This window comes from Embleya sp. NPDC025285 (genome assembly GCF_055558835.1).
The window spans coordinates 21,189-38,671 of the sequence record NZ_JBVHLU010000026.1 but is presented as its reverse complement, the minus strand read 5'-3'; the positions used below and the strand labels follow the sequence as shown (position 1 = coordinate 38,671).

Here is a 17,483-nt window from a genome sequence, read left to right as displayed (position 1 = left end):
GGTTCGGGTTAGGGCTCGGGTCCGTGCTCGGGTCGGGGTTTGGGCCCGGGTCCGGGTCCGTGTTCGGGCCGGCGACGGGCGGGTTCACCTCGCTCAGGTGGGTGACACGTGCCGGGTGAGGGCGCGGCCGAGGGGCCAGGACGCGGACAGCGCGAGTGCGGCGCCGGGTCGACCGAGTCGGGACAACAGGGCGGCCTGTAGCGGGATCAGGGCCAGAACGCCACCGCCGACGGCCGCTCGGATCGCCGGGGCCTGGGGGGCGGCGCTCGCCCGCAGCAGTGGACGGCCGTAGGCGGCCGCGTATGCGATCAAGGCGGCGGCCGACGCGGGTGTCGCCCCGCTCCGGTCCGCCGGTTTCACGTCGCCGGGTCGACGGCCGTGGCCGATCCGGGCGGCGGCGATCGCGGTCGCCGCGGCGGTGGCCAGGGCACGGGCGGGGGGTTCCGGCGTCGTGCCGTGTTCCTCGTGCCGACTCAACGCGGTCAGGCCGTACGTGTGCAGGGCCACGACCGCGGCGCTCGGGGCGGCGAGCGCGTAGCGCGCCGGTTCCGCGCCGACCAGCACGTCCAGCCCGCGCGCGAGTGCCATGCCCGCCGGGGCGAACGGGGTGCCCTTCCAGATCAGGTCGTACGTCCACACCGCGCCCGCCAGGCCCAGCAGCGCGGGCAGCCGACGCCGTCCGCCGGCCCACGATCCCAAGGCGAGGCCCGTGGCGGTGAGACCGACGGCCGCCCCCAACGCGCCCCCGGGCGCGACCCGGCCCGAGGGGATGGGGCGATGCGGTCGTTCGTCGGCGTCCGAGGTGCGGTCCGCGTAGTCGTTGAGCGCCATTCCCGCCCAGTACAGGCATACCGAAGCGAGCGGCAGGGCCGCCGTTCGGCCGTGCGGCAGGCGGCCGGACGCGGCCGCGCCGACCAGCACGTCGCCGGGCACGCTCAACGCGGCCGACACCCGGACGAGTTCCGCGTACGCTCGCAGCCGGGCGGTGATCCCCGGTCGGTCGGCGCGGTCGGCGCGGTCGGCGAGCGATCTTGCCGCCGGTTCCGGGGCGGGTACCGAGCGTGCGTTCGGCGGTGTGCCCGCTCCGGGTGTGGTGTCGTCCGCGGCGGATTCGGTCGGCATGCCCTCGCCCGGGCCGCCGACCCGCGCGCGTGGGCGCTGGGCCGCGCTCATCGCGTCGCCTTTCGGCCCGTCGCCAGCCGTTCCCGGGCCCAGGAGAGCAAGGTCTCGTACTGCGCGGACAGCGCGTGTTCGTCGTTTCCGACCGGGTCCTTGAAGTAGAAGGCGAGTTCGCGCAGCGGTCCCGCGCAACCCACCGCGTGGGCGCGCGCCGCCAGGCGGACCAGGTCCAGCACCAGCGGCGCCGCCAGCGCCGAGTCACAACCGGTCCAGGTGAACTGGAGGTTCATCCGGGTGCCGAGAAAGCCCTCGAAGCTCACGTGGTCCCAGGCGGTCTTCCACTCTCCCAGCTCCGGCACGTTGTGGATGTGCACCCCGCCGCCCACCGGCCCGCCCAGGAGCGAACGCAGCGCCCGGTCCTTGGACTCGACCTTCGCCGCGGCCCGTTCGGGCGAGGAGAGGGTTTCGCCGTCGCCTCCGCCGAGGAGGTTCGTCCCCGACCACGACGTGACGCGCAGGGCGCGCTGGGCGAACATGGGCGCCAGGACGCTCTTGAGCAGGGTCTCCCCGGTTTTGCCGTCGCTTCCCGCGTACGGCACGCCGCGCGCGACGAACAACTCGGCGACGCCCGGTATTCGCGCGCCCGCCGACGGCGTGAAGTCGACGAACGCGCAGCCCGCCAGTGCGGCCGCCCACGCGTAGCGCGCACTCGGCGGCAGCACGTCGACGCCGGTCTCCAGGGCCGCGCCCAACGCGGCCGCGCTTGCGTGGGCGGGGTGCGGCCTCGGCAGCGGCTCGGTGGACGCGAGATGCACCACGACCACCCGCGTCAGGTCCTGCGCCCAGGCGAACTCCTGTATATCGCGGACCAGTTCCGCGATCTGGTCGGCTTGGGGGCGCGGGTCGGCGGCGGCCACGCCCGGACGCACGCGGGCGTCGATCGCGTCGAGTCCGACGCCCACCCGGTCCGGCAAGCCGTGCGGGAGCACCCCGTCCGCGACGAGCCGCCGTGCGCGGGCCCGGAGCCCGATCGTGTCCACGTCGTGCCCGCCGAACACCAGATCACGAAAGCCGACCAGGCCACATCGCGCGAAGGGCGTGGTGGCGGTGACGCACCCCAGCGGCGACTCGTCGCCGGCCGAGGCCGCGAGCGCCCCGCAGATCGTGGTCACGGCGACCGACCCGCGAACACCCACCAGCCACACCCCGACACGACCCGCGCGCTCGGCCGGAGGCGTCGCGGATGTCGAAGACGTGGACGGCGCGCGATCCGGGGCGGGCGCCTCGGGCCCGGTGGGCTCGATCCATCGACGCGCCATCGGTCTGCGTTCGCCCCCCGGCTGGGGTAGTCCCGTCATCACATCTCCTCGTTCGTACGTGGCGCCGACGGGGTCGACGACGTCGTGGACGCGGTCACTCGCTCGACGGCTTCGGCACGCCGCCATCGGGATCGAACGCCACGCGTCCCGGAGGTCTGCGCGCGGCATCGGCGGCCCCGGAGGGGTCGTGGGGGTGCGTGAACGCGGCGTTGCGTTCCTTCCCGCCTTCGTCGGGTTCCGACAGCCGCGTTCCGCCAGGAATGTAGTGGATTCCGCTTGTGTCAAGAAGAGTTTTCACGAATGAAAACAAACTTGTTCCTGTCTATGGACAAACTAAGTGGTCGAGTGGAGGCTGCTGCCCTCGAATCCACCGAAAGAGCGGGAGGGCGTCGGATGCACCGGCCCCGTGGAGCGGCCACCCCGCACCCGCCCGCTCCCGTGCGACGCGGACTCCGCGCCGCGCCCCCGGGAAGGACGACCATGCCTCGCCCCATCACGCTGTTCACCGGTCAATGGGCGGACCTGCCCTTCGAGCAGGTGTGCCGACTCGCCGCCGACTGGGGCTACGACGGCCTCGAAATCGCCTGCTGGGGCGATCACTTCGACGTCCGCAGAGCCCTCGCCGAGGAGGACTACGTGGACGGCCGGATGGCGATCCTGAACAAGTACGGGCTGCGGACGTGGGCCATATCCAACCACTTGGTGGGACAGGCGGTGTGCGACGCGATCATCGACGAGCGCCACCGCGCCATCCTGCCCACGCACGTGTGGGGCGACGGTTCGCCCGAGGGGGTGCGCCGCAGGGCCGCCCGAGAGATCCAGGACACCGCGCGAGCCGCCGCCCGACTGGGCGTCGAGACCGTGGTGGGATTCACCGGCTCGGCCATCTGGCACACCGTGGCGATGTTCCCCCCGGTATCCCCGCAGCAGATCGCGGAGGGCTTCACCGACTTCGCCGACCGCTGGAACCCGATCCTGGACACCTTCGACGAGACCGGCGTGCGGTTTGCCGCCGAAGTGCACCCGGGAGAACTCGCCTACGACTACTGGACGACGGCGCGCATGCTCGAGGCGGTCGACCACCGGCCCGCCCTCGGCCTGAACTGGGACCCCTCCCACCTGTTGTGGCAGGGACTGGACCCGATCGCCTTCATCGTCGACTTCCGCGACCGCCTCTACCACGTGGACTGCAAGGACACCCGGCTGCGCGACGGCGACGGCCGACGCGGTCGTCTGGGTTCCCACCTGCCGTGGGGAGACCTGCGCCGGAGTTGGGACTTCGTCTCCACCGGCCGCGGCGACGTGCCCTGGCAGGACTGCTTCCGGGCGCTCAACTCCGTCGGCTATTCCGGACCGATCTCGATCGAGTGGGAGGACGCCGGTATGGACCGTCTGATCGGAGCACCCGACGCGCTCGCGTTCGTACGCACGCTGGCCGCCATCCAACCGCCCGACACCTCGTTCGACGCCGCCTTCCGAACGAATCGCACACCGTGAGGGCACGACCGGCTCGGCCTCTCGCCCATGTCCTACGTCCGCAACCTGCGACTCGACCGGATCCGTGAGGACATCCGCACCTCCACCGACCCCGTCGGCACGATCGCCTACCGGTGGGGCGTCTCGCACCTCGGCCGCTTCGCCCACGAGTACCGCGATCGCTTCGCCGACTGCCTTCCTACACCGCAACCGGCAGGTCACCGGGCGTCCTCCCGCGTCTGCCACGCATGGCACCTGCCCGTGGACACCCGCTCAGGCGGGAACCGGCGCAACCCCGGGATACGGGCTGAGCATGGTGTCGAAGTAGCCCTCCGGGTCCGCCTCCAGGAAGGTCGACAGGTTTTCCAGGAAGGCGCGCAGCGGTGGCGTCGCGTTGTGCCGGTCCAGGTCTTCCTGCGAGCGCCAGACCTCGTACAGGAAGAAACGGCCGTCCTCGTGCTCGTGGAGGTGGCATTGCAGATTTCCGGGCTCTTGCCGGGTGGGTTCCACGAAGGAGGAGAGGATGCGCCGAACCTCGTCCGCGCGCTCCGGCCCGGGGCGAAGGAAACCGTAAAGGCACTCAGGTAAGCCGCCTCCGCCACCGTGCGTCCGCGACTGTCGCCCAGCGCGGGTCAACCTGCCGGGTGGGTCGGCGCCGCGGTTTGCGACCTGCTCGTGATGCTCCGCCTTCGCTGCTTCGGCGCTTCCTGTGGCCGCTCTTCCGCGCTGGTGGTCGGGTACAGGATGATGTGCGGGTGCATGAAGACCCGCCCGTACCGACGCCCGTCATCCTCGGCATCGACGACCTGCGACCGCTGCCGAGGGCCACGCGGATCGCCCGCACCAGCGGCGAGGGTATCCGGCTCCTGCGCGAGTACCGCGACCGCTTCATCGACGAACTCTGGCTCGACCACGATCTCGGCGGCGACGACACCATCCTGCCCGTGGTGACCCTCTTGGAAGAAGCCGCCTTCCACGGAAGCCCCTTCCGCATCGGAGCGGTCTTCGTTCACAGCGCCAACCCCATCGGCGCCGAAACCGTCGTCCGGGCGCTCACACGCTGGAACTACCGAGTCCGGCGGGCCACGGCTTAGGAATCGGGCTCTCCTGACCTTGCGCCGGCCCGAGAACCCGTTCGAGCCTCGCGATCGGCGCCGGGTGACCGGGCGGGTGCTCGTCGACAGCGCGCACGGTTGTCGGCGGAGTGGTCTCGGCGCGGTTGGCGTGTCCGCGCCGGTAGGCCGGTCAGGGCCGGTGGTTGCAGTCGAGGCAGTCGATGGGCGTGTCCGTGTAGACGGCGACCGCCACAGCCTGGGCCAGAGCCGGGGGACAGTGCCGCGGATCCGCAGCCAACGAGCGTGTCGACCACAGCGGCCCAACGTCGGTCGGAGCGGCGAAGACGGAGTGGCCCGCAGGCGGGCCGGCTCCGACGGGAGGTGCGCGGGACAACCGGGCAGGGCCTTGAGGCCGCCTGCCAAAGGTGTACGGCCCGACACCGGAGAGGACTTCGCCGCTCTGCGCCGCCGGGATCGCCACTGCCGCCGACTTCGGGCCGACCACCGGCGGTCAGTGGTGCGCGGTGCCGGCGAGTGCCTGTTCGGCGGCGGAGTCCTTGGGGCTGCGGGGGGTTTGGCTGCGGTAGGTGTGGCCGAGTTCCGGGCCGAGTGCGAAGTAGTGGCGGAAGTTGTAGACGAGGGGGCTCCAGGCGGCGGGGTCGATGTGGTCGGTGCCGGGAACGACGATGCGGGAGTCGGCGTGAACCTTGCGTACGACGGCCTCGACGATGACGAATCCCCCGGAGACGTCCGGCTCTACCCGCTCGGCGCGGGCCTCCAGTTGGATCGGGCATTCGGCGACGCGAGGCGGACGGACCAGGTGGGACGGTTCGGCGGTCAGGCCGGCCGCGCCGAACTTGTCCGGCTCGAAGCGGAAGCCCTCGGCCTTGGTGGCCGGCACCGGGTTGCGTCCCGTCAGCGGCGCCAGCCGCTCCACCGCCGGCCACTGGGCGGGGGCCGGCAGGTTGATCACCACGTCGGGTCGGATACCGAGGTTGCGCGCGGTCTGCCCCTCGCGGCCCAGTCCGAGTACGACGGTGCGTCCGAGTGCCCATGCGGAGGACATCGGGGCGAGGTTGAACGAGCCGTCCTGGTTCTCCGTCGACAGGAGTGTCACCGGGGTACCGAAGTACAGGATGCTCGGCTCGATCTCCAGGTGGGTGGCGGGTGTCCGTGGGGACGGGGCGCTGCGGGGTGCGATGTCCATGGTCGGCAACCTAGGGTCCGGTCGTTTCGGCGGCGGACGACGCGTCAAAGGTGACAATGGGCCGCCTGAACACCCGGCGTACACACGAGAGCCCCGATCCGGCTTCGGAGGCCGGGCTTCCGGCACCCACACGAGCGGGCTTCCGCCGTGCCCTCCTCGACGGCCGCGCCTGGTCGGCGACGGAACCCCGATCGCCCGCACGTTCGTCTCGGTTCGAATCCCGTGCAGCCGACCCCCGCCTTCGCCGCGGCGGGTCGGTCGATCCCTTGCGGTCGGCTGATCTTCGCCGCCATGTCACAGGTGGCCGCGCTGTCTTGTCTCGGGTAGCGAAGACAGATTCTCGCGTCGGGAAGGTGATGATCATGCGGGTGTTCCTGGCGGGCGGAACCGGCGTTCTGGGGAGGCGGCTGGTGCCACACACAGCTCGTGGCCCGCGGCCACCAGGTGACGGCCACGACCACGAGCGCGGCCAAGCTGCGCGAGTTGGCGCGGCAGGGCGCGGACGGCGTGGTGATGGACGGTTGGACGCGGTGTCGGTCGGCGAGGCGGTTGACGGCGATCTCCATGGCGCACGCCGGCAAGCCGGAGTGTCGAGACAAGGGTGCGGCGTCCTGGCGTAGGGGATGCTTCGGGCTCTTGAATGGTTAACGCATGTGCGTTAACGTCCGCGACATGGAAAATTCGGCGGCCACCCGGCTGTGCTTGATGACAACTGCGGAACGCATGTTCGCCGAGCGGGGCATCAACGCGGTCTCGGCACGGGAGATCGCCGTGGCGGCCGGGCAGCGCAATACGAATGCCGTCAAATACCACTTCGGGTCGCCCCAGGGCCTGGTCGACGCGATCTTCGAGTACCGCATGGGTCCGATCAACGCGCGCCGCACCGAACTGATCGCACTGTTCGACCGGCAGGGACGGGCACAGGATCCGTACGCCCTCGCCGAGGCATTCGTGTTGCCCCTCGCCGAACTGCTCGACCAACTGCGCGACAGCCCGTCGGAGGGCAGTTGGTACCTGCGGTTCTGCGTACAGGCCGCCTACACCGTGCACCCCGACGTCGTCACGTTCGCACTCGACGACCTCGGGCGCAGCCCGTGGACCACGGGGTTGAAGGAACTCAACACCCGCGCCCTGACCCTGTCCGGCGGCACGCTCCCGGACCGGCTCGCCCTGCGACGCTGGCAACACTTCGCCGGATTCGCCACGCGCGCGCTCGCCGAACGCGAGCTGCGCCAGAGCGTCGACTCCCACTACGCCCCGGGCACGACCGCGCTGTACGTGGCCGACCTGGTGGACGCCGGTGTCGGCATTCTCACCGCGCCGTGCCGCCCGGAAACCCTGGCACTGTCCGCATCGGAAACCCCTTTGGAACAGATCCGGAAACCCGGCGCCCCGTAGCAATCCCGCACACCCCGCAGGGGTGATTTCCTTCCGCGACCGGGGGATCGCCCTTCGTTCCCTCAGCGCGATCCCCCACCCACCGGAGCAGAGTCGCCCGCCGGCCATGCCCGCGCGCCGCCGCGGCCGCCGCCCCCCGCCCGGCGCGCCACCTCGACCTGCCCTGAGCCACGTCACGCCGCGCCACCACGTCGTCCGAAGGAGGCCCTCGTGGCAGTCAGCCCATCCCCGACACCCGCACCGGAACCCGAACTGGAACAGGCAACTTCGGTCCCCGTGTCACCCACTCCGCCGTACAGCCGGGGCCCGGCTCGCGGCCGGGCCCGCCGTCGTGATGGCACGCGACATCGCCCGCGCCGACGCGCGCACCGGCCGCATCGTCTACGCGGACGCCGCCTTCGAGCACGCCTTCGCGATCGCGGCGGTCGTCGGCCTGGTCGGCGTCCTGGTGGCCGTACTCATGCGCCACGGACGCACCCCGGCCACCGGCGGTGCGACCTCCGGAGCGTGATCGCACCGACCGACTCCCCGCGTCCACCGCGCGTGACCGTGCCCACTGTCTCCACCAACCCCTGTTCCCACCAACTCCTGCTTCCCACCGATCCCTGTTCCCACCAACCCTGTTCCCATCAACCCCTGTTCCCATCGATCCCTGTTTCCGCCTCACTCCTGGAGGTTCCCGCCGTGACCACTGCTCCCGAGAACACGCGCCGCCCGGTGTTCGACAACGGCCTATCCGCCGTGCCCGTGCGCGAACTCTGCCCCACCGGCGACTACCGGCCCACCGCCCCGTACGAACTGTTCGAACTGGCGCCGTGCAGCCCCACCATCGGCGCGGAGATCGCCGGCATCGACCTCGCCCGGCCGCTCGGCCCGGAACTGCACGCCGAACTGCACCGAGCCCTGCTCGAATGGAAGGTCCTGTTCTTTCGCGACCAGAACCTCACGGCACCCCAACACCGTGACCTCGCCCGGCTCTGGGGCACACCGGAGGTCCACCCCTTCCTGCCCAAGGCGGACGACATCCCCGAGGTCGTCCGGCTCTCCCGGGGCGCCGACTCGCCGGCGGTCGAAAACGTGTGGCACTCGGACGCGTCGTTCGAGACCACACCCCCGATGGGCTCGATCCTGCGCGCCGTACACGTCCCCGCCGTCGGCGGCGACACGCTGTGGTCGGACATGGCAGCGGCCTACGACGGCCTGCCGGAGGCGACGAAGACCCGCATGGACGGGCTGACGGCCGTCCACGACTTCACCCAGACCTTCGGCAGCGCCCTCGAACCCGAGGAACTGGCCCGGCAGCAGCAGAAGTACCCCGCAGTCTCCCACCCCGTTGTCCGCACCCACCCGGAGACCGGCCGCCGACTCCTCTACGTCAACCGCATCTTCACCCACCACATCGAGGGCCTGCCGGACGACGAGAGCCGCGAACTGCTGGCATTCCTCTACGACCAGGCCCGCCACCCCGAATACCAGTGCAGGCTGCGCTGGCGCCCCGGCACGATCGCGTTCTGGGACAACCGCGCGACACAGCACTACGCGAGCGCCGACTACTACCCACACGAGCGAATCATGGAACGCGTGACCATCCTTGGCGACCGACCGCGCTGACCCGGCCCGCCGATTCTCCGAGCGCTCTGCGGCCTCCGGGCGCAGGCGGTTCCGATGCCGTCGCACCTGCCCGCCGCATGCGCGGCATCGCCCCGACCCGGCCTCGGGTCGGGGCGGGCGAGCCGTTCGATCAAGCCTCCACCGGGTCCCGATCGCAAACCCGTACGTCGCGCGCCCTCACGTGCGGCTTTTGCCGCAACCGGACATCTCCTGGGGTCGTCCCCGAGGGTGACCGGTCACGCCGGGTCCGAGGAGGGCACGACATGTCCATCGCCTTATCCACCCGCACCCTGCTCGTCTGCTCGGCCGCCCTCGTGCTCGGCCTGTAAGTCTCGACCACCCACCGAAGGAAGCTCCTGCCGACAAGACGCGACCGACCCGGGCCAAGGACGGATCGTCCGTCGAAGAACCGCGCGGACCCAGGCCCACGAAGTGGCTCGGTCCCGAGGACCCGCCGCCGCCGGCATTGGGCACCGAATTCGTCCTGCCCAACCTCGCCCGCGTATCGGTGACCCAGGTCGCAACACCCGGCGACGTCCCCGCGCCCGCCGGATCGCGGCGCGGCGACGTCCACGTCCGGCTCGGTCACGACGGCGCGAAGCCGCTGACCCTGGACGGTCAGGTTCACGTGAGCGTGGTGCGTCACGACGACAACGCCGTACACATGGCACAGGTCGACCCGCCGCTCCCCGACCGGACCCTGGCCCCCTCGTTCAACGGGCAGCTGACGAGCAAGGAAACCAAGAACGCCGTGATCGGCTTCGCACTGGAGGAATCCGCCTTCGCCGCGGGCTTCGAGGTGTGGGTGACGGTCGATCAGCCAGGCCGAGCCGCGCCCTACCCGGTCTAATTCCTGTACATCCCGAGCGCCGGCTGACCCCCGGGCCACAGGATTGCCGTGGTCGCCCCGGCCCCGCGTAGCACCATGCGATTGCCCACGCCGGCAAGGTGCTCCGCCGCCGCAGTGCCACCGCGCACGCCGTTCCGAGCACCGCCCGGTCGCCGAAGTGGCAGGCGTCGTCGAACCACACGACCCGGTCTTACAGGTCGGCCGCGTTCCCGGCGACATCCACCACGAACGGCAGGGTGATCAGCGCGTCCACATCCCAGGGGAACGCCCGCCCCCGCCGCCGGACCCACCACCACACCGGCAGCGCCGGCACCGCGACCGGGTACAAGACGGCCCGCATGCCCATGGCCTTGTCGGCGAACCGTGCCCACGATGGGGCCGCGGCCGTTGTGGTGTCAGTTCAGGTCGAGTGGTGTGTCGGCCGCGATGTGGGTGAGCTTGGCGGGGTTCCGGACGAAGTAGATGTCGGTGACGAGGCCGTCGTCGAGACGGATCGCCATGATGCTGTCGATCTCGCCGTCGACGCGCAGGAGGAGCGCCGGATCGCCGTTGACGGTGGTGGGCTCGCCGGTGAGCGTGCCTTCCTTGTCGCCGAGGGCGGCGAGAAGGAGGCGGACCACCTTCGTGAGGCCGATGACGGGCCGTAGCGCGGCGCTCCTGACGCCGCCGCCGTCGCTGATCAGGACGACGTCGGGGGCGAGCACGTCGAGCACGCCCTGCAGGTCGCCGGTCTCCACGGCGTGTTGGAACGAGGCGATGGCGGCCTTGGCCTGGCGTGGTGAGACCACCTGGCGAGGGCGGCGGGCGTCGACGTGCTTGCGGGAGCGGTGGGCGATCTGGCGGACGGTGGCCGGGGTCTTGCCGACCGCCTCCGCGATCTCGTCGTAGTCGACGTCGAAGACTTCGCGCAGGACGAACACGGCCCGCTCGGTGGGCGAGAGGGTCTCCAGGACGAGCATCACGGCCATGGACAGGCTCTCGGCGAGCTCGACGTTCTCGGCGACGTCCGGCGAGGTGAGCAGCGGCTCGGGCAGCCACGGGCCGACGTAGGTCTCCTTGCGGCGCCGCAGGGTGCGCAGCCGGTCGAGGGCTCGCCGGCTCGTGACGCGGACGAGGTAGGCGCGCTGGTCGCGGACCTGCTCCAGATCGACCTCGGCCCAACGCAGCCAGGTCTCCTGCAGGACGTCCTCGGCGTCGGCCGCCGAGCCGAGGATTTCGTAGGCCACGGTGAAGAGCAGATTGCGGTGGGCGACGAAGGCATCGGTCGCCGGGTCCGCGGTGTGGTCGCGCATCCTCGAATCCTTCCATTCCCTTTCATGGCGGCCGGTCCCGGGGTTCCGGGTATGCGGGCGGACGGCGGGCGGGCGCCGCCCGCCGCGCTTGGTCATGGTCCCTGTTCCGTTCGTTCGCTTCGTTCGCTTGGGGTTTCGCACACAAGGCGCCGGACGGAGGGAACGTGTGACACGGTGTGGCCCGGATCACATTCGACGGCGAGTCGGGGCGCGTCGGACGGAAATCGCGCATGTACGTCCGGTACCTCGCCGCGTGGCGGCGCTGCCCCTGACGGTCGGCTCGATCCGACCACCGGACCGTTTCGGGAGGTCGGCGCGGGCACCGGCTGCACGCCTGCCTCCCGTGCGCGGCTGCGGTGAGACGATTGCCGATGTGACGACGAGAACGGCTGACATCGAGAAGGCGGCCGCTGTGCTGCGTGATGGGGGCCTGGTGGCCCTCCCGACCGAGACCGTCTACGGTCTGGGCGCCGACGCCGAGAACCCCGCCGCCCTTGCGCGTGTCTTCCAGGCCAAGGGGCGCCCACCCTCCCATCCACTGATCGTGCACATCGCGGGCGCGGAGCGGTTGGGCGACTGGGTCCGGGAAGTGCCCGCGACGGCCCGCCTGTTGGCCGCGCGTTTTTGGCCGGGTCCCCTCACGCTGGTCCTGCGGCGGGGCGGGCGGGTGTCTCCGGCGGCGACCGGCGGCCTGGAGACGGTGGCCGTGCGCGTGCCCGATCATCCCGTCGCGCTCGCGCTGCTCTCGGCCTTCGGCGGAGGTGTCGCGGCGCCGTCCGCCAACCGCTTCGGTGCGGTCAGCCCCACGACGGCGGACCACGTCCGCGCGGAGCTCGGCGATGCCGTCGACTTCGTGCTGGACGGCGGCCCCTGCCTCGTCGGCGTCGAGTCCACCATCGTCGACGCCACCGGCGACGTTCCGAGCATCCTTCGGCCCGGTGGGGTGACGCGCGAGGATCTCGAAGCCGTGCTGGGACGCTCGCTCGAGGTCGACTCCACAGGCCGCACGCCGGTGCCGGGTCGGCATCCCTCGCACTACGCGCCTCGCGCGCGGGTGATCCTGGTCGGGCCCGAAAACGTGGTCGCCGAAGCGGAACTCGCGCAGGAGTCGGGGCAGCGGGTGGGCGTGCTCGTCCCCTCCTCCCGCGCCGGCGCTCCGGTGAAGGCGCACACGGTGATGGCCGTTCCCGAATCGCCGGCCGCCTACGCGCGGGGGCTGTACGGGATTCTGCGCGAATTCGATCGGCGCGGGTGCGACGTCGTCGTCGTGTCCCTACCCGCGGACGAGGGGCTGGGACTGGCGATCGCCAACCGACTGCGCCGCGCGGCAGGGCCCAGACCCTCCCGGTGACCGGCGACGATGCCGTCCGGGGGCGGCTCGGGCAGGGGCACGTCCGGCATCACGTCGCTGCGATGGGCCACCACCCGCGCCGCCCCTACCGTCTCCGCGGCGATCGTCCGCGACGGCTTCCGTTCCGCGAACCGTCCTGCCCGGCCCTCGTGTTCGCCGGTGATGGCCGCGGCGGCCGGCTCGCCCCGTCCCCCGCCGCACCGCGGCGACCCGTTGGACAAGGGACGAAAGACCTGCTTCTACGATGGACCGATGGCAGCGATCAAGCAGTTCCAAGTCACCTTCGACTGCGCGGAACCCGAGCGCCTCGCTCGTTTCTGGTGCGAGGTGCTGGGGTATGTCGTACCGCCACCGCCGGCGGGGTTCGCCACTTGGGACGAGTACAAGCTCTCACTACCTCCCGAGCAGCAGGACGCGTGGTTCGCCTGCATCGATCCCTCGGGCGTGGGGCCGCGGCTGTACTTCCAGCGCGTCCCCGAAGGGAAGGCCGCCAAGAACCGGGTGCATCTCGACGTGCGGGTCGGCACCGGACTCGTGGGTGAAGAGCGCCTGGCCGTACTCGAGGCCGAGTGCGCACGACTGGTCCCGCTTGGTGCGGTACACGTGCAAACGCTGTATGACGGCACTGATTCGTGCATCCCGATGCAGGACATCGAGGGCAACGAGTTCTGTATCGACTGAGTGGCCGCGATCGCCACACCCTCGAGTGGCAGACAATGCCACACCGTCGCGGATCGACTGGTGCGGTTCGCCGTCATGAGGCGCTCGGGACCGCGGCGCCGGCGGTGGGCACGGGTAGTGCGCGGTGTTGTCGGGCGATGTGCTCCGGGTCCCGGCCGGGGCGCGGGATCGAGGCGAGCAGCAGTCGGGTGTAGGGGTCGGCGGGCGCGGTGAGCAGGTCGCCGACGGGTCGGTGCTCCACGGTGCGGCCGCGATGCAGCACGAGGGCCTCGTCGCACAGGTAGCCCACCACGGCCAGGTCGTGGCTGACGAAGATCAGCCCGATGCCGGTGTCCCGGCTGATGTCGGCGAGCAGATTGAGGACCTGCGCCCGGACCGAGACGTCCAGCGCCGAGACCGCCTCGTCCAGGACCAGCAGCGCGGGCTCCACCGCCGGCGCCCGGGCGATGGCCGTGCGTTGACGCCGGCCGCCGGAGAGTCCGCGCGGTCGGGTCGCCGCCTCCCGGGGGCCGAGGCCGACCTGGGCCGGCAGTTCGCCGATCCGCGCGCTGTGGGCGGCGCGGTGTCCTGTTCGACATCGCCCGCCTGGCCCCGGTCCCGGGCGACCCGGACGCGGAGTTCGCCGGCGCCACCTTCGACCCCGAAGGCCGGATCCTATACGTCAACATCCAGTCCAAGGTCGGCTGCACCATCGCACTGCGCGGTCCGGGCCTATAGTTCCGCTCGCCGGTGTCGAGGCGTTGCCTGTCGGGTGACGGGCGTGGTCGAACGCGCCCACTCGTTCGGGGGGTTGCTCCGTTGAACGCGGTTCGTGCAGGCGGTGGTCCGCGCACCCCCATCGTTGGTTCACCGGGTCGACATTCCACCGCGGGAGCGTGTACGGCGTCGGACCGGAGGGTGTTCGAGAAGCCCCGGTCGTGGGCGCGCGGGCCGGCGCGCGGGGACGGCCGGCTCCGGGAAGTGCCGGCTCCCGGTCACGGTCGGATCGACCGTGACCGGGGGCCGTTCCGGAAGCCGGCCGCCGGGGCTGTGCCGGGATGAGTGGGGATCAGGTGCAGGTGAGCCTGGGGTTTGCCCAGTCCGCGTGGTCGTAGTCGATGCCGTTGCCGCCATCGGTGACGGCGAGGGTCAGCGTGCGGCCTCCGGTCAGGTCGGCGGTGAGTGCCCTGGCCGGGTCCGACGTGGTCAGCACGCCGCTGTCCGCGACCTTGATGTCGTCGCGGTAGATCCGGAACGTGACCGACCCGGTCCGGGTGCTCTCGTCGTCGACGCCGACGTCCACTGTCAGACGGGTGCAGCGGGCGCCGAGGTGGTAGGTGAGGGTGCCGGGGGCGTGCGCGCCGAGGCCCTTGGCGTAGACGGTGCCGTTGATGGTCAGCGCCCGGCCGTCGCCGGCTGCCCGTTCACCGTTGCTGCGGTCCTTCTCCACCGGGCCCCAGCCGTTGAGCATGCCCGTCCAGGGGATGTTGGACAGGTGCGAGGTGCCGGCGGGGGGAACGGGCGCCGGGCCGGGGGTGATTCGGTAGACGACGGTGGCGTGGGAGGGTACGGAGGCGCTGATGGTGCCGGTGGTGTTGGTGGAGGCGACCTTGGTCCACAGATCCTTGAGCCGATAAGGGCTGCGGTTGGCGATGCCCAGGGCGTCCGTGGTGGTGGAGATGGTGGCGGTGCCGCCGGTCTCGTTGGTCAGCGACACGGCGCGGTCGCCGTTGGCCAACTCCTTGACCATGACCACGAGGCCGCCGTTGTTGGCGACGACGGTGCCTTGCTTGCCCAGGGGGTCCTGGTCGACGGCGATCACGTCGGGGTTGGACAGGATCGAGAAGGTTTCCGCGCTCGCCGTGCGCAGATCGGTCCCGATCAGCAGCGGCGCGGACATCATCGACCACAGGGTGAAGTGGGTGCGGTACTCGGCGGCGGTCATGCCGCCGTTGCCGACCTCCAGCATGTCCGGGTCGTTCCAGTGGCCCGGGCCGGCGTAGGGGGCGAGGGGTTGGTTGCGGTGGGCGATGTTGATCATCGAGAACCAGTTGTCCGAGATGTCGCCCGTGGTGCGCCACAGGTGACCGATCGGGGCGGCCCACTCCCAAGCCTTGCTCTCGCCCCAGTCGCAGAGGGAGAAGACGATGGGGCGGCCGGTGGCGTGCAGGGCGTTCGCCATGTCGGTGTAGCGCTTCCTGGCGTCCACGCCCTGGTTGTTGCAGTTGTCGTACTTGAGGTAGTCGACGCCGAAGGAGGCGAACAGGTTCGCGTCCTGGCGCTCGTGACCGAGGGCGCCGGGGAATCCGGCGGCGTCGCAGGTCTTGGTGCCGGCGCTGGTGTAGATGCCGAATTTGAGGCCCTTGTCGTGGACGTAGTCGGCGACGGCCTTGATGCCGTGGGGGAAGCGGACCGGATCGGCGACCAGGTTGCCCGCCGCGTCCCGGTTGGGGAGGGCCCAGCAGTCGTCGAGGTTGACGTACTGGTAACCGGCGGCCTTGAGGCCCTGGGACACGAAGAGGTCGGCGATGCCCTTGACCATGGCCTCGTTGAAGTCGGACCGGCAGTGGGTCGAGTTCCAGTTGTTGAACCCCATCGGGGGTACCACGGCTTGGCCGTCGGGTGCGGCGGCGGCCGTCGGGGCGGCGACGACGGATGCGCCGGCCAGGGCGGCCGCGCCCATCGTCGGGGCCAGGAGCGGCAGGGCGGTGAGGATCGCCGCGAGGCGGCGGGTGAGGGTGGTTCGTACCTTGTGCACGGACGGCTCCAGAGCTCGGGGATTCGAATGAGCACAGGTGCTGATTGGTGCGATGGGTACTTACGGCCCGTGGAAATCATCGTGATCGAACGTATTTCAACGGGAATTGACATCCCATCGGTGGGGAGTTGGGCGTGTCAAGGGATGGACCGGAGCAATACGCGTCACTTGTCGCGGTGTTCGGGGTGTTGTGATGTTGATATGTGTCGGGTTGTTCGGGCGACCGTAGTGCCCGGCGAGCGCCCGGCGATCCCTCGGCGGAACTGCTTGACCGCGCCCGCCGGTTTCCGTGTGGGCAGGCCGATGGCCCGTTCGCCGTCGCGGTGTTGCCGGATGACGACGGCGACGCCCCCAAGGGAGCCTCGTTCCGGCGCAGTCCGGTCCCTCCGGTGCGTTCCCATGTGTCGACGGCGGGTCGATACTCGAGGAGTCCGTACGCTCACCGACCGAGGAGAGCCCGTGCGCAAACACCGCAGGAACGACGGCGACCACACCGATGCGACTCCACGCGATCTGCCGGGCGGGCCCGAACTCGCCTCCCGTGCGAGCGCCCTGACCAAGACGTTCGGAGCCGACGACACACGGGTCGTGGCCGTGGACGCGGTCGACATCGGCATCGAACGGGGTTGCTTCACCGCCATCATGGGGCCGTCGGGCTCGGGCAAGTCGACCCTGATGCACTGTCTGGCCGGCCTCGACTCGGTGACCAGTGGTCACATCTGGGTCGGGGACACCGAGATCACCGCGCTCAAGGACAAGGATCTCACCCGACTGCGCCGGGACAAGATCGGTTTCATCTTCCAGACCTTCAACCTGCTTCCCTTCCTCACCGCGATGGAGAACATCGTGTTGCCGATGTCCATCGCCCACCACCAGCCGGACCGGGCCTGGCTCGACCAGGTGGTGGCGACCCTGGAGATCGGTGACAGGCTGCGCCATCGTCCATCGGAGATGTCCGGCGGGCAACAGCAACGGGTCGCGTGTGCCCGGGCGTTCGCGTCCCGCCCCGAGCTCATCTTCGCCGACGAGCCGACCGGCAACCTGGATTCGCACGCGGGTGCCGAGGTGCTGGGCGTACTCCGCCGCAGCGTCGACGAGCTGCGCCAGACCGTGGTCATGGTCACCCACGATCTGGTCGCCGCCTCCTACGCGGACCGCGTCGTCTTTCTCGGCGACGGCCACATCGTCGACGAGATGAGCACGCCGACCCACGAGCGGGTCCTCGAACGCATGAAGCGCTTCGACGCCACCAAGCGCACCACCTGACCCGGAGCCGGGCGGGAGCGGTAGGGGATGGCGATCCGGCCGCTTCGCACGGACGGGCGGCTCGCGGGGCCCGGAGAGTTTCGATGGTGCCGCCACCGCCGGGTCTCCACGCGCCGCACGG

General features: G+C 70.9%; 16 protein-coding genes and 2 pseudogenes. 10 read left to right on the top strand and 8 right to left on the bottom strand.

Annotated elements, in window-relative coordinates:
- Positions 1 to 93 precede the first annotated feature (93 nt).
- Both ACZ4FV_RS19460 and ACZ4FV_RS19455 read right to left on the bottom strand, forming a co-directional pair.
- Positions 94 to 1,173 carry an SCO3242 family prenyltransferase gene (locus ACZ4FV_RS19460; protein ID WP_465322966.1) on the bottom strand — a complete coding sequence of 360 codons (1,080 nt, stop codon included), beginning with the start codon at positions 1,171 to 1,173 and terminating at the stop codon, positions 94 to 96.
- The gene (locus ACZ4FV_RS19455; RefSeq protein ID WP_465322991.1) at positions 1,170 to 2,438 is read right to left on the bottom strand and encodes an inositol-3-phosphate synthase; all 1,269 of its coding nucleotides are present in this window, start codon (positions 2,436 to 2,438) and stop codon (positions 1,170 to 1,172) included. Before ACZ4FV_RS19455 ends, ACZ4FV_RS19460 begins: the two co-directional genes overlap by 4 nt.
- A gap of 480 nt (positions 2,439 to 2,918) precedes the next feature.
- Between ACZ4FV_RS19455 and ACZ4FV_RS19450 the strand changes: the two genes are divergently transcribed.
- Both ACZ4FV_RS19450 and ACZ4FV_RS19445 read left to right on the top strand, forming a co-directional pair.
- A complete protein-coding gene (locus ACZ4FV_RS19450; protein WP_395872410.1) occupies positions 2,919 to 3,935 on the top strand; it encodes a sugar phosphate isomerase/epimerase family protein in 1,017 nt (338 codons plus the stop codon).
- Between the two features lie 27 nt (positions 3,936 to 3,962).
- Positions 3,963 to 4,043: pseudogene (locus ACZ4FV_RS19445) on the top strand (hypothetical protein); the annotation flags it as partial.
- A gap of 144 nt (positions 4,044 to 4,187) precedes the next feature.
- On the opposite strand, the gene ACZ4FV_RS19440 reads toward ACZ4FV_RS19445, so the two are convergent.
- Positions 4,188 to 4,550 (bottom strand): putative quinol monooxygenase, encoded by a 363-nt coding sequence (locus ACZ4FV_RS19440; protein WP_465322965.1) that lies wholly within the window; start codon positions 4,548 to 4,550, stop codon positions 4,188 to 4,190.
- A 119-nt stretch (positions 4,551 to 4,669) separates the two neighbouring features.
- Here ACZ4FV_RS19440 and ACZ4FV_RS19435 point away from each other — a divergent pair, with 119 nt between their 5' ends.
- Positions 4,670 to 5,008, top strand: coding sequence for a cyclic-phosphate processing receiver domain-containing protein (locus ACZ4FV_RS19435; protein ID WP_402241467.1), 339 nt, complete (start codon positions 4,670 to 4,672; stop codon positions 5,006 to 5,008).
- A gap of 472 nt (positions 5,009 to 5,480) precedes the next feature.
- On the opposite strand, the gene ACZ4FV_RS19430 is transcribed toward ACZ4FV_RS19435, so the two are convergent.
- Positions 5,481 to 6,176 carry a flavin reductase family protein gene (locus ACZ4FV_RS19430; RefSeq protein ID WP_465322964.1) on the bottom strand — a complete coding sequence of 232 codons (696 nt, stop codon included), beginning with the start codon at positions 6,174 to 6,176 and terminating at the stop codon, positions 5,481 to 5,483.
- A gap of 672 nt (positions 6,177 to 6,848) precedes the next feature.
- Between ACZ4FV_RS19430 and ACZ4FV_RS19425 the strand changes: the two genes are divergently transcribed.
- The 4 genes from ACZ4FV_RS19425 to ACZ4FV_RS19410 all read left to right on the top strand — a co-directional run bounded on the left by ACZ4FV_RS19425 (position 6,849) and on the right by ACZ4FV_RS19410 (position 10,035).
- Positions 6,849 to 7,574, top strand: a complete 726-nt coding sequence (locus ACZ4FV_RS19425) for a TetR/AcrR family transcriptional regulator (RefSeq protein WP_465322963.1) — start codon at positions 6,849 to 6,851, stop codon at positions 7,572 to 7,574.
- Between the two features lie 334 nt (positions 7,575 to 7,908).
- Positions 7,909 to 8,085 carry a hypothetical protein gene (locus ACZ4FV_RS19420; RefSeq protein WP_395872394.1) on the top strand — a complete coding sequence of 59 codons (177 nt, stop codon included), beginning with the start codon at positions 7,909 to 7,911 and terminating at the stop codon, positions 8,083 to 8,085.
- Between the two features lie 173 nt (positions 8,086 to 8,258).
- Positions 8,259 to 9,185, top strand: coding sequence for a TauD/TfdA dioxygenase family protein (locus ACZ4FV_RS19415; protein ID WP_402241451.1), 927 nt, complete (start codon positions 8,259 to 8,261; stop codon positions 9,183 to 9,185).
- A 508-nt stretch (positions 9,186 to 9,693) separates the two neighbouring features.
- On the top strand, positions 9,694 to 10,035 hold the full coding sequence (locus ACZ4FV_RS19410; protein WP_395872389.1) for a hypothetical protein: 342 nt from the start codon (positions 9,694 to 9,696) through the stop codon (positions 10,033 to 10,035).
- Between the two features lie 190 nt (positions 10,036 to 10,225).
- Here the strand turns inward: ACZ4FV_RS19410 and ACZ4FV_RS19405 are convergent, their stop codons facing one another.
- Together ACZ4FV_RS19405 and ACZ4FV_RS19400 are read right to left on the bottom strand one after the other, a co-directional pair.
- Positions 10,226 to 10,375: a hypothetical protein gene (locus ACZ4FV_RS19405; RefSeq protein ID WP_395872387.1), complete on the bottom strand. Its 150-nt coding sequence runs from the start codon at positions 10,373 to 10,375 to the stop codon at positions 10,226 to 10,228.
- Between the two features lie 55 nt (positions 10,376 to 10,430).
- Positions 10,431 to 11,327: an RNA polymerase sigma-70 factor gene (locus ACZ4FV_RS19400; RefSeq protein ID WP_402241445.1), complete on the bottom strand. Its 897-nt coding sequence runs from the start codon at positions 11,325 to 11,327 to the stop codon at positions 10,431 to 10,433.
- A gap of 373 nt (positions 11,328 to 11,700) precedes the next feature.
- Here ACZ4FV_RS19400 and ACZ4FV_RS19395 point away from each other — a divergent pair, with 373 nt between their 5' ends.
- Together ACZ4FV_RS19395 and ACZ4FV_RS19390 are read left to right on the top strand one after the other, a co-directional pair.
- Positions 11,701 to 12,678: an L-threonylcarbamoyladenylate synthase gene (locus tag ACZ4FV_RS19395; protein WP_465322962.1), complete on the top strand. Its 978-nt coding sequence runs from the start codon at positions 11,701 to 11,703 to the stop codon at positions 12,676 to 12,678.
- Between the two features lie 252 nt (positions 12,679 to 12,930).
- Positions 12,931 to 13,359: a VOC family protein gene (locus tag ACZ4FV_RS19390; RefSeq protein ID WP_402241439.1), complete on the top strand. Its 429-nt coding sequence runs from the start codon at positions 12,931 to 12,933 to the stop codon at positions 13,357 to 13,359.
- A 73-nt stretch (positions 13,360 to 13,432) separates the two neighbouring features.
- Here the strand turns inward: ACZ4FV_RS19390 and ACZ4FV_RS19385 are convergent.
- A pseudogene (locus tag ACZ4FV_RS19385) lies at positions 13,433 to 13,912 on the bottom strand (ATP-binding cassette domain-containing protein); the annotation flags it as partial.
- A gap of 495 nt (positions 13,913 to 14,407) precedes the next feature.
- Positions 14,408 to 16,021, bottom strand: a complete 1,614-nt coding sequence (locus ACZ4FV_RS19380; RefSeq protein WP_465322990.1) for an NPCBM/NEW2 domain-containing protein — start codon at positions 16,019 to 16,021, stop codon at positions 14,408 to 14,410.
- A gap of 534 nt (positions 16,022 to 16,555) precedes the next feature.
- Between ACZ4FV_RS19380 and ACZ4FV_RS19375 the strand changes: the two genes are divergently transcribed.
- Positions 16,556 to 17,362 (top strand): ABC transporter ATP-binding protein, encoded by an 807-nt coding sequence (locus ACZ4FV_RS19375; protein ID WP_395872378.1) that lies wholly within the window; start codon positions 16,556 to 16,558, stop codon positions 17,360 to 17,362.
- Positions 17,363 to 17,483 lie beyond the last annotated feature (121 nt).

Excerpts from the sequence above, each read along its gene's own strand:
- ACZ4FV_RS19460 (WP_465322966.1), bottom strand. The coding sequence starts at position 1,173 with ATGAGCGCGGCCCAGCGCCCACGCGCGCGGGTCGGCGGCCCGGGCGAG.
- ACZ4FV_RS19400 (WP_402241445.1), bottom strand. The coding sequence starts at position 11,327 with ATGCGCGACCACACCGCGGACCCGGCGACCGATGCCTTCGTCGCCCAC.
- ACZ4FV_RS19390 (WP_402241439.1), top strand. The coding sequence starts at position 12,931 with ATGGCAGCGATCAAGCAGTTCCAAGTCACCTTCGACTGCGCGGAACCC.
- ACZ4FV_RS19455 (WP_465322991.1), bottom strand. The coding sequence starts at position 2,438 with ATGGCGCGTCGATGGATCGAGCCCACCGGGCCCGAGGCGCCCGCCCCG.
- ACZ4FV_RS19430 (WP_465322964.1), bottom strand. The coding sequence starts at position 6,176 with ATGGACATCGCACCCCGCAGCGCCCCGTCCCCACGGACACCCGCCACC.
- ACZ4FV_RS19450 (WP_395872410.1), top strand. The coding sequence starts at position 2,919 with ATGCCTCGCCCCATCACGCTGTTCACCGGTCAATGGGCGGACCTGCCC.
- ACZ4FV_RS19425 (WP_465322963.1), top strand. The coding sequence starts at position 6,849 with ATGGAAAATTCGGCGGCCACCCGGCTGTGCTTGATGACAACTGCGGAA.
- ACZ4FV_RS19420 (WP_395872394.1), top strand. The coding sequence starts at position 7,909 with ATGGCACGCGACATCGCCCGCGCCGACGCGCGCACCGGCCGCATCGTC.
- ACZ4FV_RS19380 (WP_465322990.1), bottom strand. The coding sequence starts at position 16,021 with ATGGGCGCGGCCGCCCTGGCCGGCGCATCCGTCGTCGCCGCCCCGACG.
- ACZ4FV_RS19405 (WP_395872387.1), bottom strand. The coding sequence starts at position 10,375 with ATGCGGGCCGTCTTGTACCCGGTCGCGGTGCCGGCGCTGCCGGTGTGG.